12 protein-coding genes are annotated in these 15,630 nt (G+C 45.2%); 11 read left to right on the top strand and 1 reads right to left on the bottom strand.

Going from position 1 to position 15,630, the window contains the following annotated elements:
• Positions 1–58: 58 nt before the first annotated feature.
• From J4N37_RS06940 to J4N37_RS06900, 9 genes are all read left to right on the top strand, one after another.
• Positions 59–1,243 carry a glycosyltransferase gene (locus J4N37_RS06940; RefSeq protein WP_252042020.1) on the top strand — a complete coding sequence of 395 codons (1,185 nt, stop codon included), beginning with the start codon at positions 59–61 and terminating at the stop codon, positions 1,241–1,243.
• A 10-nt stretch (positions 1,244–1,253) separates the two neighbouring features.
• Positions 1,254–2,426, top strand: coding sequence for a glycosyltransferase family 4 protein (locus J4N37_RS06935; protein WP_171356967.1), 1,173 nt, complete (start codon positions 1,254–1,256; stop codon positions 2,424–2,426).
• Positions 2,419–3,840, top strand: a complete 1,422-nt coding sequence (locus J4N37_RS06930; RefSeq protein ID WP_252042019.1) for a lipopolysaccharide biosynthesis protein — start codon at positions 2,419–2,421, stop codon at positions 3,838–3,840. The genes J4N37_RS06935 and J4N37_RS06930 overlap by 8 nt, the downstream gene beginning before the upstream one ends.
• Positions 3,837–5,222, top strand: a complete 1,386-nt coding sequence (locus J4N37_RS06925; RefSeq protein WP_041055776.1) for an O-antigen ligase family protein — start codon at positions 3,837–3,839, stop codon at positions 5,220–5,222. The genes J4N37_RS06930 and J4N37_RS06925 overlap by 4 nt, the downstream gene beginning before the upstream one ends.
• 96 nt (positions 5,223–5,318) lie before the next feature.
• Entirely contained in the window at positions 5,319–6,443 is a 1,125-nt protein-coding gene (locus J4N37_RS06920) for a glycosyltransferase (RefSeq protein ID WP_252042018.1), read from the top strand.
• Positions 6,440–7,867: a GumC family protein gene (locus J4N37_RS06915; protein ID WP_252042016.1), complete on the top strand. Its 1,428-nt coding sequence runs from the start codon at positions 6,440–6,442 to the stop codon at positions 7,865–7,867. Before J4N37_RS06920 ends, J4N37_RS06915 begins: the two co-directional genes overlap by 4 nt.
• A 242-nt stretch (positions 7,868–8,109) precedes the next feature.
• Entirely contained in the window at positions 8,110–9,222 is a 1,113-nt protein-coding gene (locus J4N37_RS06910) for a glycosyltransferase (protein WP_252042015.1), read from the top strand.
• Entirely contained in the window at positions 9,219–10,427 is a 1,209-nt protein-coding gene (locus J4N37_RS06905; protein WP_252042014.1) for a glycosyltransferase family 2 protein, read from the top strand. The genes J4N37_RS06910 and J4N37_RS06905 overlap by 4 nt, the downstream gene beginning before the upstream one ends.
• A gap of 10 nt (positions 10,428–10,437) precedes the next feature.
• A complete protein-coding gene (locus J4N37_RS06900; protein WP_020197377.1) occupies positions 10,438–11,076 on the top strand; it encodes a sugar transferase in 639 nt (212 codons plus the stop codon).
• A gap of 47 nt (positions 11,077–11,123) precedes the next feature.
• Here J4N37_RS06900 and J4N37_RS06895 read toward each other — a convergent pair whose 3' ends face one another.
• Positions 11,124–11,510, bottom strand: a complete 387-nt coding sequence (locus tag J4N37_RS06895; protein ID WP_252042013.1) for an ATP-binding protein — start codon at positions 11,508–11,510, stop codon at positions 11,124–11,126.
• Between the two features lie 517 nt (positions 11,511–12,027).
• On the opposite strand from J4N37_RS06895, the gene J4N37_RS06890 reads away from it, so the two are divergent.
• Positions 12,028–15,132, top strand: coding sequence for a response regulator (locus tag J4N37_RS06890; protein WP_252042011.1), 3,105 nt, complete (start codon positions 12,028–12,030; stop codon positions 15,130–15,132).
• Between the two features lie 11 nt (positions 15,133–15,143).
• Entirely contained in the window at positions 15,144–15,629 is a 486-nt protein-coding gene (locus tag J4N37_RS06885) for a hypothetical protein (protein ID WP_128826826.1), read from the top strand.
• The last annotated feature ends 1 nt before the right edge of the window (position 15,630 follow it).

The following is a 15,630-nucleotide window of genomic DNA, read 5'->3' as shown; positions in this document are numbered from 1 at the left end:
TTTGGCATCTCGGTTGCAATAGCTAACCCAAACAGATTAGCTAACCGAGGTAACAACTATGACTACTCCAAAACGCATTCTTTACGTTCATTATGGTGATAACTGGATTCGCGGCAGCGAAGTAGTACTGCTTGACCTCATCACAAACATTGACCGCGACCAGTACCACCCGATTGTTTGGTCAAACTGCAAGCCTTTGATTGAGAAGTGCCAAACCTTAGGTATCGACTCGGAACATTCGAGTTTCAGCCTTGTTGGAGGTTGGAACACGCCTCGATGGGACATCAGCGGTTGGAACGATTTGATCAAACAAGGCACAGCGTTGATCGAAAAGCACAGCATTGACCTTGTCCACGTAAACAGTGGCGGCCCATGCCAATGGATGTGCCTAGCTGCTCGTATGAATCACATCCCTTTGGTAACGCAACTTCACTGCCACTACACCTTGCGTGACCGATTCTCGCTGGGTCTGCACCTGTCGCCAAAATTGATTTGCGTGAGTAAAGACGTGGGTCACGAGATTCTAAAAGATGGCTATCCAGAAGAACATCTTCATGTCGTTCATAACGGCGTGTCATTGGAGAGTCACGATGCACCTATCGATGTCAAAGATCGTCTGGGCATTCCTCACCAAGCGTTCACCTTTATTTCGGTTGGATCTCTCATTAAACGCAAAGGCTTTGACCGCTTAATCCAAGCCATGCGTATGCACAACTACCATCAACATAATCCACATTTGGTGATTGTTGGTGATGGTGAAGAACGTATCGCGTTGAAGCAGTTAGCCGTTGATTTGGGCGTGGAGGATCGCGTGCATTTTGTTGGTGAACAACACAACGCTGGAGATTGGATGAAAGGTAATGTAGATGCCTTCATCAGTGGTGCTTACGAAGAGGCCTTTGGTCTTGTTCTTGGTGAGGCAGCACTAGCGAAGTTACCAATCATTGCACCAAAAACAGGTGGCATCCCAGAATTGTTTGAGCACAACCACAGTGCCCTATTGTTCGCTAATCACGGTATGGCAAGTCTGTTAAATGCGATTCAGCAGATGATTCAAGATGCGCCGCTACGAAATAAGCTAGCCGACAATGCGCATCAACACGCGAATCAGCATCTGACGGTTTCTGCCTCAGTCAAAGCGATTGAAGACATTTACCGCGATGAACTGACGCAAAAAGAACTGACACCCATGCCTGTCAGCCACTGCATGAAACCAATTTCGCGCTGGTTAAACATCAACTAAGGAGCTCACCATGAAACGTGTATTGATGTTTGACGCCATCCCAATGCAAGGCGGTTCGAAAATTGCCAACGCTGAATTGATTAAACAGTGTGACCAACGTGATGTGATTAGCTATGTCGCGACGACAAATCCAGAGCACTGGACTGCAACATTCAGCTCAAACCCTCGCGTACAGGTATTGAAAATCAAGCGTTCTCCAATCACGTCTCATCATGGTATCGCTTATTGGTTGATGAACTGTTTTTACCTGGTGCAACTGATTTTGGTCACGTTCAAACTACCAAAACTCGACTGGTTTATGGGTTTGTCTTCACCAAACAACGACATGCCTTTGTACCTGCTTCGTCTGTTCAATCGCAAACCTATCATGCAAATGGTGCATGGCCCGGTTGGCGTGTCTCGCTCATCTGGCTACTGCTTAGTACAAGCGTCTGCGATTCATTATTTATCGAACACTCGTGCTTCGATGATTGATGCGCTTGCTGCCTATTTAAAAATGCCAAAACCGGCGGTAGAACGCTTTTGGACAACCTTAAACACCTCTTCTTTTGTGAACGGTTTGTCTTCAGAACGCGCACCAAAGCAAGCGAACCCGATTTCTAATCGTGTGTTCTGGGCTGCCAGCCTTTTGAAATGGAAGAACGTTGATTTGTTACTCGACGCGATGAAGTTGGATGAGTCAGCGAACCTAAACGCGACCATCTGTTACATCAAACCTAACATCGAAGGCGTTGAATGCTCGCAGCCAGATTTCACTCAGGCAAATATTGAATGGCACGAATCGCCAGACAACCTTGACGAGCTACGTGCACAGTGTGGTGTGTTTGTGTCGACCAGTGAGAACGAACCGTTTGGGTTATCAATTTTAGAGGCGCTAGCCGCCGGTATGTGTGTCGTGATTCCACATGACGACAGCTATTGGGATCGAGTGTTAACCCATGGCAAGAACTGTATTAAATACACACCAAAAGACGCCGCTTCTCTCCACAATGCCATTCGACTTTTAAACGAAGCACCTTGGCTGAAAGTCACCATGGGGATGGAGGCACTGAACGTTGCGAGTTTATACACCGCAGAACGTTGTTACTTCGATATTACCCAACAGCTTTGTACTGACCCGAATAATAAAGCTCAAGACAGCGCAAAGAAGCGCGACAACGTCAAAGGATATGACCATGTCTAAAGCCATGACCAATATGTCACTGTTCGCCATTGCGTTGGTGATCAACAAAAGCATCAGCTTAATTATGCTGCCAGTGCTTCCTCAGTTTCTCTCGCCAGAGCAAATGGGCAAACTTGAGTTACTAACTTCTTTCGGTGTTGTCACTGCCCTACTTGCAAGCATGGCAATGCACGAAGCGCTGTACCGCTTTGTTGGTGTAGAGAAAGACAGCGAGAAGAAAGTGACCATGCTTAACCAGATCTACTCGCTTTCTGTTTGGATCGCAGCGGCGATTGGCTTGGTTTTATTGTTTGCGATTCTAGTTGCCCCGATTCCTAGTCCGTTTTCTCAATTTGAATTCATCGTGCTGATGTTGGCAATTATCTTGGAAGGTGCGATTGGTATCGGTACTGCTTGGCTGCGCATGCAAGATGATAAAGCGAAAACCCTGCTAAGCGTGATGGTGACCACCACCGTGCTTCAAGTTGTATTTATTGTCGCCGCTTTGATGATTCACCCACACGTCATTTCTGTCTTGCTTGGTGGTCTACTGGCTGCCGTTATCCAATTTACCTGGCTGCACATTATCAATAAATACAGAGTTGTCATGCCTGACGTTGCGATCGCAAAGCAACATCTGCATTACTGCATCCCTGTCATGATGTCTGCGCTGGTTGCTTTTTGCTTGAATGGCGCCGAGCGTTGGTTCATTGGTGCGAACGCTTCACTAGCAACACTTGGTGTTTACGCGATTGCAGTGAAGTTTGCCATTGGCATGTGTATTTTGGTTCAGCCATTCGGTATGTGGTGGATGCCACGTCGCTTCGCCTATCTAGAGCGTAATCGTGGTAAAGAAGCCGTTAGAATTTCTCACTTCGGCATGATCTATATTGCAGCACTCACGGTTCTAGTCGCGACCCTTGCCTTCATTATGATCAGCCAGTTTTTACCAGAAACGTATCAAGAAGCCGCGCTTTACACATTGTTCCTTCTGCCAATCGCCATGATCAAAGAATGGAGCGAGCTACTGAATATCGCCATTCTCTATAAACGTCGTACTCGTTGGTTGCTGGGAATCAACGTCGTTGCCGCTGGCGTCGCAATTACTCTTCTATTTGCGCTCTCTTCTCTTGGTATTTATGGCGTATTCATCGCGCTTTACTACGCGCAACTAGCCAAACTGGCGATGACGTTCGTGATTGGACAACAGTGTATGCAGCTTCCTTTCCACCTAAGTTTGATGGTCGCATTACAAATCATCTCAGGAGTGGCACTGTTCCTGCTTTACTCTACTCAATCCATCGGAAGCGCGATCGTGATTTGCATTTTGACATGCACACTGCTTGCAGGCATCGCCTTCCGATACATGTCTAAGGAAACACGTAGCAATCTTGTGATGAGAGTAAGAACGGAAGCGAAAAGAGTGACGTTATGAATGCCACGGATGTGAGACCAACCCAAATCATCGCTGCGATAACCATTACTGTGGTTATCGCTTTAGCGTGGTTGGTGATGCCGCATCCGATTTTGATTGTCGCAATTTGTTTTGCTCCGCTTGCCATCTTGTTTGTGCTCAACCAAACCTTTTGGCTTGTGACTCTGTTCGTCATCTTCTCTTTCTTTCGAATTCACGAAGCGTTTCCCGTCATCTACAACTTCAAAATCCCGCTGTTGTTGTCTTTGGGCGCACTTGGCGCGTTATCTTTTCATCTATTGATCAGTCGTCAGCTATCGGTCTTCTGGCACCCTTCTTTAAAGTGGCTGTTCATCTTCTGGGCGTTGGTCATCATCGGTATTGTGTTCGCCTCAGCACGCGACATCGCGATTACCGTGTTCAAGAATACGTATTGGAAGATCATTGTGATGACACTGGCGATCACTTGGCTTATCACCACACCCAAACAGCTGGCGCAAATGTCAAAAGCGATTATCGTTGCTGGGCTGTTGGTCGGACTCGTTGCGCTCTATAACGCCACGAACGGCATTGATATTGTGGAAGGAACGCGTGTGTCGATTGGCCGTTCGTTCGGCTCAGTATTAGGCGACCCCAATGACTTGGCGTTGGTTTTGATGTTTCCGCTCGCCTTTACGGTGAGCCAATTGGTCGAGAAACGATCGTCCATGTGGCTGCGAGGGTTTGCGCTGCTCACTTGTATCATTCTGTTTATGTCGATCCTTGAAACACAAAGCCGCGGTGGTCTATTGGGAGCGCTTTCAGTCTTCGCGTATTTCGCGTTCAAACACATTAAGAGTAAAGCATTGGTGGTCTTCCTAGGCTTAGTCGCGGCTTTGATTCTGTATGCGGTCGCTGGGATCTCTGGGCGAGCATCGGGCGGCGCAGCGGAAGCCGGTATTGATGCCTCAGCAATGGGACGTTTGTACGCTTGGGAAGCGGCTTTCAAAATGGCACTCGACAACCCAATAACTGGCGTTGGTTTAGAGAACTTCTACTACAACTACTTCTTCTATAGCCCGCATTGGGATGGCATTAACCATGCGGTGCACAGTACTTGGTTTGGTGTACTGGCTGAAACCGGTTTTGTTGGTTTAGCGGTTTTCATTACTCTGATTGTTTCTCTGGTAAAAACGTCATTGAGTTCCATTTCACTTCTGACTGAAAAGTCCCACTTCACCCTATCTGTAGGTGCAAACGCCGTATTGAGCGGACTTATTGGCACCATAGTCTCAGGGACCTTCCTCACCCAAGGCTTCACTTGGCCGATTTACATACTCGCCGCGCTAACCATAGTGATAAATCGCATCGTTCAAACTGATTGTCAAAATGAGAAATCTTCACCCTCTCAAATTAAGAAATAACCTAACTAATTGTTTTAATGAAATTTAATTCTTTGGCATACATCGTGATACATCTTTGAGTAACAACAACGAATCAATTGGCTCAAGGAGAGAACGATGACAGATATCGTAGTATTTGGAGAAGACTTCGGCGGCTTGCCATCTTCCACTCAACATCTGATAAAACACCTAGCTAACAACCATCGTATTCTTTGGGTCAACTCGATCGGCTTAAGACAACCAAAGCTCACACCGAAAGACGCTAAACGCCTCGTCACCAAACTGACTAGTTCGGTCAAACAACAAGACAAGGTCCAAACGCCTTTCGGTCGTGAAGAAGACGCAAACATCCACACCATTACTCTGTTGACGATTCCCGCTCCCAAATCGAAATGGGCACGTAGCGTAGCGACGAAAATGATGAAACATCAACTGAACAAAAAGTTGAATGAGCTTGGCTTTCAACGTGCCGTTTTTTGGACATCACTGCCCACCGCTGTTGATATTTGCCGCGAAATGAGCACCAAAGGCATTGTTTACTACTGTGGTGATGACTTTGGCGCGCTAGCAGGTGTGGATCACCAAACCGTTTTGGAACATGAAGCAGACTTGATTGATAACGCAGACCTTATTCTGGCTGCGAGTGACAAACTTGCCGCTGAGTTTCCACAAGAGAAAACCGTTACCCTACCGCATGGGGTGGATTTCAGTTTGTTCTCAGAGCCAGCGGCGAAAGCGCAAGATATGCCAAACAATGGTCGTAAGGTCCTTGGTTTTTACGGCAGCCTATCAGAATGGTTAGATTACCGTTTGATAGAACAAGTGGCCGATCAAGCGCAAGATTGGGACTTGGTCTTTATTGGTCCAAATGAATTTCCTCACAACCCGTTGCCACAACGAAGCAACGTCCATTACCTAGGACCTCGAGCACATCAAGATTTACCTAGCTACTCACAGCATTGGGATGCGAGCTGGCTGCCATTCGTCGATAACGCGCAAATTCAAGCCTGTAATCCGCTTAAACTGTTGGAATACCTCGCAACAGGTACACCAGTCATCAGTACGGCTTTCCCAGCACTTAAGCCTTACCAACACATGTTGCATGTTGTGGCGGACGTAGATGATGTTTGTGCTAGCCTCAATCATTTACTCCCACCACCAGAAGGATCACTCTCGATCATCCAACAACAAAGTTGGCAATCAAGAGCACGTCAAGTTGAGCAATTAGTGAGGGCGTTATGAACGATTTAAGAGACAACATCACCCTATTACTGCACGGTGCGTGGCGACGTCGTTACCTGATTGTCATTCCTATGTTGGTGTTACCAATCTTAGGGTTTGTCGTCAGTAAAATGATGCCAACAAAATATGTAGCGCACACGAGCATGTTGATTCAAGAAACAGCGAAAATGAACCCGTTCCTTGAGGACCTTGCCGTCTCGACCATGCTGAAAGACCGTTTGAGTGCATTAAGCACCCTACTGAAAAGCCGTCATGTGCTGTATTCGGTTGCTCAGGAGCAAGGCTTGATTGACAATACCATGGGCCCGAAAGAGCAAGAGTTCATCATTAAAGAACTTGCCAATCGCCTCACGGTGCAACAGCTTGGCAAAGATTTTATTCAAATCCAGTTAACCAGTGGTAAATCGGAAGGAATGGAAGAAATACTTGGTTCCGTCAGCGACCATTTTGTTGAACAGTTGCTTGCGCCAGAGCGCTCTTCGATTAAAGACTCAAGCCACTTTCTAACTATTCACATAGACAAACGCCGCGAAGAATTGGATAAAGCCGAGCAAGCTTTTGCGGAGTACAAAAACGCCTACTCGCACGCGACACCAGAGATGCAAGCGCAAAGCCTGACTCGTTTAGCGAGCCTAAAGCAAACATTGGCGGAGAAAGAAGCGGAGCTTGCAGGTGTAAAACGCAGCTTGGGTAGCTTAGACCAGCAGCTTTCGAAGACCAACCCAGTGATCGGTAAGATTGAGGAGCAAATCATCGAGATCCGCAGTGAACTAACCCTACTTCGTGCCAAGTACACAGAAGCGCACAGTATGGTTCAAGGTAAGCTGCGCGAGCTAAATCGCTTGGAGCAAGAGCGTTCGGTTCTACTCAACTCAAAACAACCAGAGATGAACAGTAATCAGCTTTGGGATATCGCCAGTACAGCAACAGTAAGCAACATTGGTGATGCGCAACCTCTGCTTGTTTCTCAGCTTCATCAATTGCAAATCATGCGCGGTCGATACGAGTCGCTTCAGGAAGAAACCATTAGCTTGCAAAGTATGATTCAGGAGCTAGAAGTCAATGCAAACCGCTTTGGTAGTACCGCAACTGAAATCAACCGTCTAGCTCGCGACGTGACAGTAAAACGCGAGTTGTATGACGAACTGGTTGAACGTTATGAAATGGCACAGCTCACCGGATCTTTAGGTGTGTTTGAGGAAAACAAACGTGTGAAAGTCATTGATGAACCTTACACACCAACGATTCCTGCCAACCTGCCAGCGTTTGTATTTGTCATTTTAGGATTCATTGGCGGAGCAGGTTTAGGGATCGGTTTGGCAACCATTGTTGAACTGGCTGACAACTCCATTCGCTCTCGTAAAACACTCGAGAAACACCTTGGGGTGCCAGTGATTACGACCATTCCTAAAGTGGCTTTCTAAGATTAGGATTCATAACAGCAACTCCCGCCAATAACACAACGTAAAGCACTCCATTTTTGAGTGCTTTTTCTTTCATTCCCTCTCTCTTCTGAAGACTAATTTTGAATTTCAAATTGAGAAACATAGCTTCTCATTTTGACCCCGCCTCCAAAATCACTGTTAACCACTTGTTTTATAGCAATTTATTTTCTGGCACGCACCCTGCTACCTCTTCTAAAGATAACCACGTCGAGGGCTCAGGAATGAAAAACTCAGAGACTAAAAACTCAAGCAATAATGGCAACGTGATCGTTCACATCGTTCAGCATCTTGCTCCAGGCGGGTTGGAAACTTTGGTGCTTGAGATGCTTCGCTTTGCCAAAGCCGAAGACTCCGTGTTTGTTATCAGCCTAGAGGGAAACAAACAAACTGCGCAAAATCATTGGGAGAAGTTGGCGGACTTTAAAGACCAACTCCACTTTCTAAACAAGCCGTCTGGTCTGCATCTATCAACCTTCAAGGTTTTGAAAGCAAAATTAAAACAACTGAATGCAAACGTCGTCCATACACATCACATTGGGCCGTTACTATACGGTGGCACTGCAGCTCGTTTGAATGGGATCAAAACCTTGATCCACACTGAGCATGATGCGTGGCATTTAAACAATAAAAAGGCCGCGAGACTGCAATCGACGCTTCTCAAAGTGCTTCATCCTCAAGTCGTAGCAGACGCAGACTTTGTCGCTGACCAAATCACGAATAAGTTGGGATATCAGCGCGTAAGCACCATCCATAATGGAATCGACTGCGAGAAATTCACCGATGGCAATCCACAAAAAGCGCGTGAGTTTTTCGCTCTTCCTACAGACAAGTTCATTGTAGGTACAGCAGGTCGCTTGGAAACGGTGAAAGGACAAGAGATCCTCATCAAAGCCTTTTCTCACCTGCCAAAAAACACCCATCTTGCGCTTGCTGGTTGCGGTAGCCAAAGAGGCATTCTAGAAGCACAAGTTCGCACACTCGGGTTAGAAGACCGAGTAACTTTCCTCGGATTAGTAAGCGACATGCCTCGTTTTTATCAGAGCCTAAACGTGTTTTGCCTGCCTTCGCTTCAAGAAGGGTTCCCTCTATCCACACTAGAAGCACAGGCTTGTGGCGTACCCTGCATTGCAAGCGATGTTGGCGCAGTAAAAGAAACACTGTGCCCACAAATTGGAGCGCTCGTTGAACCGAACAAAGTACCAATGTTGGCAGATGCGCTATCGCAGCAATTATCACAAACACCCCAATCACCGAGAGCACACATTCTTAAGCATTTCGACATTCGCAATATGGTGAACCGCTATGCGACATTGGCTCAGGGAGAGAACGCATGATTGATCTACTATGGACAGCTGGTTTTGTTTTCTCTGCGCTACTGATTATCTATCATCACGTAGGTTATCCTTTGGTTTTGAATTGGTTATCGGCACGCAGAGAGCAACGAAAAGCGAAAAAGAATGCAAGAAAACAAAAAGCAAAAGAGCGCTGCTACAAGGCCTCAAAGCGTGACTGCACACTGCCAAGTGTCACGGTGATCGTTCCTGCTTACAATGAGGAACAATGGATAGCAGAAAAAATCCGTAACCTAGCAAGCCTAGACTATCCTAGAGATAAACTGGCCGTCGTCATTGCTTGCGATGGCTGTACAGATAACACCGCAGCGATTGCACAAGATACGATTCAAGAAGCGATTTGCGCAGATACTCTGTTCATTGTTCATGACCATGAGGTAAACCGCGGTAAAGTCGGATTAATCAACATGGAAATGGAGAGCGTCACTTCAGATATTACTGCATTAAGTGATGTGTCTGCCCTCGTCTCTTGCGACTCGCTCTCATTGGCCAGTCAGCATTATCAAAATGAGAAAGTGGGTGTGGTGAACGCAACCTATCAAATCATGGCGACACAAAACCAAGGCGAAGCAGCTTACTGGCAATATCAATCGAACGTGAAGTACAAAGAGTCATTGATCGGCTCAACCATTGGTTCTCACGGCGCATTCTATACCTTCAGAACCAAACTGTTTTCGCCATTAGAGCCTGAGATCATTAACGATGACTTCATTTTGCCAATGCGCATTGTGCTTCAAGGTTATGACTCCGTCTATGAACCAAGAATGTTAGCCATCGAACTGGAAGAAAGCGCAGACAGTTCGGACTTCAAACGTCGCCTACGTATCTCGGCAGGTAACATGCAGCAGTTCTTGAAATTGAAAAAACTGCTATTGCCCCGTTATCGTGGCACTGCATTTGCGTTTCTATCTGGAAAGGTACTGCGTCTTGCGACACCTTACCTAATGATTATGTGTTTGGTGAGTTCATTACTGCTGATTCACTACCCAGCGTTTCAATTTCTGATGCTGGCACAACTGGCAGTCTACTCAGTTGCTCTCATCACTTACTTAGTACCAGTATTAAATTTGTTTAAGCCATTTAAGTTAATCAGTTACTTAGTGGTTGGACACATAGCTAACTTCGCAGGCGGACTACGCTACCTACTTGGAATGGAAAACGGACGCTGGAAGCGCGTTAATCAATAAGGAAAGCATCATGAAAACTTCACGCTACGACTCAAATATTCATCTAGCAAAACGCGCTTTCGATGTAGTTGTTTCACTGCTCATCTTGCTAATCACCATGCCGATTATGCCTTTGATTGCGTTAGCAATTGTGATGAACTCAAAAGGCCCTGTGATTTATCGTCAGCTTCGTGTTGGACGCTGCACACCAGAAAAAATGGACCTGTTTGAAATTATGAAATTTCGAACCATGTATGTGGATGCAGAACAACGCTCTGGTGCGGTATGGGCTTCTGAGAACGACCCACGTATCACTCCGGTTGGACGCTTCCTACGCAAGACTCGCTTGGATGAGCTTCCACAACTGTTCAATGTGCTAAAAGGTGAAATGTCTTTGATTGGCCCTCGTCCAGAGCGCCCTGCTTTCTATCAAAAGCTGGAAGACGAAATCCCTTATTTTGTTGAACGCACTTACGGTGTGCTACCTGGCATCACAGGTCTAGCGCAAGTAAACCAAGGTTATGACTCTTGTATCGAAGACGTTCGTCGTAAGGTAGGTTTCGACCACAGTTACGCACTGAGCTTGAGTTCTTTCTACTCGTGGATTTCCATGGACATTGCCATCATGAGCAAAACGCTAGTGGTGATGATCGACGGTCGCGGTCAGTAAACCATAGAGGCTTAAGTAATTAGAAACAATCAAAGAATGAAGAACCGTTACTCTTGCCATTGGCGGCGCATATTCTCTATCGTCGCTGATGGCACACCATGAATGCTCTCATACTCACCTCGGCAAACCTGCACTTCCACTTCAATCTGCTTTTTCTCACAATACTTTAGATACCGTTTCATCTCCCAATGGCGCACAAACGTATTACTGACAATCACAGTCTTTCCTTTGCTTAGCCATTTCCGGGTTTGCTGAAAACACCACTCGTGCGCATCAGCCAGTTTTGTGCCATCAAAATGGTATTCGCCAATTTCATTCTCAAAATACATGTCAGCTTCAAAATGTTTTGCTTTGAGCTGTTTGGACAATTTCTTGGCAAGTGTCGTCTTACCAGAGCCCGGTAAACCACGAATTAGAAGAAGTTTTGCGGTCATATTCTTAGATTCAACTTGTACAAACTTGGTTCGGGACGTATTTAACACCAACTGCAATTAGCGGGGAAGTAGCTTTTGTTCAATTCAGTCAACATGAGTCTTTCTATACTCCAGTGACATCAACATGCAGGGGGCTAAATGCTGTCGCTGATTCAAGTTCAAGGAAAAACTTGGAATAGCTAGTTCTTTCCAAGTTGATTGACGAAGAACTTGCTTCAATGACATGCTCCCGAACGGCGAGTTGCCTTGATTCGCATGCTTCGTTAGTAATTTTCGATTTAGAGCAACTAGATCTTCAAATTGTTGCCTCGTCTTCAAACCAAGTCATTCTCGCTGAACCAAGCAACTCTAGGTTACTTGAGTATATGCTAGTCAGCAGTCACTACATAATTCTATTCAAGAAAACGCTAGTTCACACCAAGGTGTGATTTGGGTTCTATTATCTTGTTGTAATCATGCACATTATTAAGACTAAACTACACTTTTTATATCAACTAGTTTTATATGGATGTAAACAGTGGCGCGAGCGATTTCTTGGAACAACTTTTCTGTTAAGCATAAACTTATTAGCCTGGTATTACTGCCTATATGTATGTTGCTTATACTGGCCACTCAACAAGTACTAAGCCTCTCTGAGCAAGCCAATACACTACAACGAGCAGAGCTGTTCTCAAAGTATGTCGATAAGATGTCAGAGATTTACCAAATCACTCAGGACAGTAATGCCGCCTCACCTATAACCGACATTAAGTTCCGAATATCAGAGCTATCGACGATTACTCCGACATTGTTCAATAGCACAGACGTTGATGCGAAAGATGCGCTAGCCGACTTAAAAGAAAGCACAATATCTCTGGTTGAAACGACTGCATCGGAAGACAGGCTTGATTTAGGTGAGTGGGTATCTGACGCCTACAAACAACTCTTAATTGAGTTAGAAAAAGTCCCATTCACTAATGCAACTCCGGAAATCAAAGACCATCTAACAGCCCTAACCCAACTCGAATGGCTACTATTCTGGTCTAATGAAGAGAACAGACTTAGCCAAGTCCTTGTACAAAGTGCGCAACAAGGTGAGTACGACGACGAAATTCGTAGCACTATTCTTTCGCTCATACAGAGCCAACAACTATTTTTAGAGCGATTCCTTAATCTGAATGCTAACCAAGAACAGGTCTCTCTTCTTCTCGATACCTTTACCAGTGATGCCTTTGTGCAAAGCCAGGATTTTCGCAGTTACCTATTAAATCGTAGTGATCTTGATGAGCTCTCATCCCTTGAAATTGAAACAGGACTACAAGCGCTAAAAACAAGGTTAGAGCTCCTCATCAACGTTGATACGACAATTAAAGCGCAGTTAACTCATGATGTAGAAAGTGCAATTAGAAAAGCAGAACGAGAGCAGTTGATTTTCATACTTATCATTGGGTTAATGACATTATTAGTCATTTATTCGGTATTAAAGCTTAGTCAGAAAGTGACTCAAGATCTTAAGCTTGTCCTCAAGTTTCTAAAAAGAGATGACTCAAAGCAAGATGACAGTCTCAAACAGATAGTAAAAGGAAAAGACGAGCTCAGCCAATTTGCGAAAGAAGTTCAACGCCTAAGCTACGAGCGGCAGGAAGCAAGTATCAAACTCAAGCAAGCGAAGGAAGACGCAGAGCAAGCAAAAGATGATGCGATACAAGCAAGTAAGGCCAAAAGTAGCTTCCTTGCCAATATGTCACACGAAATCCGAACACCATTAAACGGCGTGATTGGTATTTCCGAAGTACTCTCTGAAACGCCTCTCACCGCAACACAGCTCGATTACGTTGACACCATTGAAACCTCTTCACATCTGCTTCTCAGCTTAATCAATGACATATTGGACTTCTCCAAGATTGAGTCAGGCATGTTACTCATCAGCCCACACTCTACCTGTATCCGTGAATCCATATACGACATTGCCTCAATCGTATCCCCGAAAGCGAAAGAGAAAGGCATTGTGCTAGATGTCTCTATCAGTCCAAATACCCCGTACCGAGTGATGATAGACGATCATCGCTTACGCCAGATTATGATGAACTTTATCTCAAACGCAGTGAAGTTTACCGATAAAGGCTTTGTACAGTTAGCCATCGAAACAAAACAGCTTACCGGAACAAAAGCAAACATCGAGTTCTCAGTGTCGGACTCCGGTATCGGGATTGATGAAGGACAGCAAAGGAAGATCTTTGAACCCTTTGCTCAAGAAGATGATTCAACCACACGACAGTTCGGCGGAACTGGGCTGGGTTTAGCTATCAGTACGCAGCTGGTGGAGTTGATGGGAGGGAAAATAAAACTAGATTCGAAAAAAGGGATTGGTAGCCGATTCTACTTCGAACTTGAACTCGATATTCAGCAAGCTCGTTATGAGAACGTCAGTAATACGGAAGCAAGCAAGCCCGTTACCCTACTCTATGATGATTCTAGCTTTGGTGAACGATTGATTAACGAATTGAGCTTTTACAATATCGCTTGCTCTTCGACACACTACCGTTGCATCGATAAACCTGTTGCTACGCAACTACCAGCAAGTAGCGTTTTAGTTTATGTAGAAAGTGAACCTAACTGTGCCAACAAGCAGACATCTTATTTCCGACAGCTAGAAGCCTGTGATATTCATGTATGCCTCATTCGCCACCTTCACAGTGAGCAATTTGATTTTGAGAAAAATATCAGTGCAGTGATTACCCAGCCACTTCTTGGCCAACGACTTGCCAAAGCAATCAAGACATGCATGGCGAGATCACCCCATCTTGATGCTGACTTTCATGCTAAAAACCTGTCAACATCCGGGAAAGTTCTCATTGTGGATGATAACAATGTGAACCAAAAAATAGCCGGGTTGCACGTACGCAAAGCTGGATTCGACTTTGATTTCGCAAATGACGGTCAGGAAGCACTTGAGCTGTACCAAGCCAATCAGTATTGCTTAATCTTAATGGACTGCATGATGCCCGTTATGGATGGTTTCGAAGCGACAAAACGTATCCGTCAAATTGAAGCCGAACAGAACAAACCTAAGATCCCTATTATAGCGCTCACTGCTAGCGTAGTGGATGACGACATCCAGAAGTGCTTTAACGTAGGTATGACTGATTACATGGCAAAACCATTTAAAGCCAATCTTCTTCAAGACAAAATGTTACAAGCCATCGCTGATAAGCCAGAGGCTGCAGCCACTTCGATCATAGAAGAGTCGCCCAAAGACACAGCAAACAATAACGGAAGAATTTTGCTGGTTGAAGACAATAACGTAAACCAGAAAGTCGCTTCACTCCTACTCAGTAAAGCTGGTTATCAGTTTGAAATCGCAGAGAATGGGCAAGTTGCTGTGGATATGTTCCAACAAGATAGAGGATTCGACATTATCTTGATGGATTGCATGATGCCAATAAAAGATGGATTTGAGGCAACCCGAGAGATTCGACAGTTTGAGCAAGACTCTGGTCTATCTAAAACACCAATCATTGCACTGACAGCAAGTGTGGTGGACGACGACATTCAACGCTGTTTTGATTCTGGTATGGACGCATACGTACCGAAGCCGATACGTAAAGAAAAGCTGATTCACCAAATTGAAAGCGTCATTTAACGAATAAGGTAATGGTTATGGATATCCATATCTTAGAGAAGAATAGAAGAATACTTAAAGTGCTGTTGAGTGTTCTTGTCTCACTCGCTGTCTTTCTTTCTTTTGATAGTAAAGCGCTCGCCGCAGACAGCTATGCAATTTTTTCCCTAAACTCGGAGTTTAATGAACTGAGCATTACGAAAGCCCGCAAGTTATATCGAGGAAAAACAAAACGCCTACAAGGCCATCGCGTTGAACTTGCAGATTGGCCAGATACGTCATCTGAGCGTTCTGAGTTTTATCGTTACTTGCTCAACAAGAACATTGCACAAATGAACGCGCATTGGGCCAGCTTATCGTTTTCAGGCAAAGCACGCCCACCGAAAGTCATTGATAACTCAAACATAGACACGCTTTTAGAATGGATGAAAGAAAAGCCAAATCGCATTGGTTACGCTCCCGTCAGTAGCCTCCCATCAAATGCGCAAATCCTCTACGTAGTAAGTTCGGAGAAATAAT

The sequence above is a fragment of the Vibrio sp. SCSIO 43153 genome (genome assembly GCF_023716625.1).
GTDB classification, from domain to species: domain Bacteria; phylum Pseudomonadota; class Gammaproteobacteria; order Enterobacterales; family Vibrionaceae; genus Vibrio; species Vibrio rotiferianus.
This window is presented reverse-complemented; position numbering and strand designations above follow the sequence as displayed.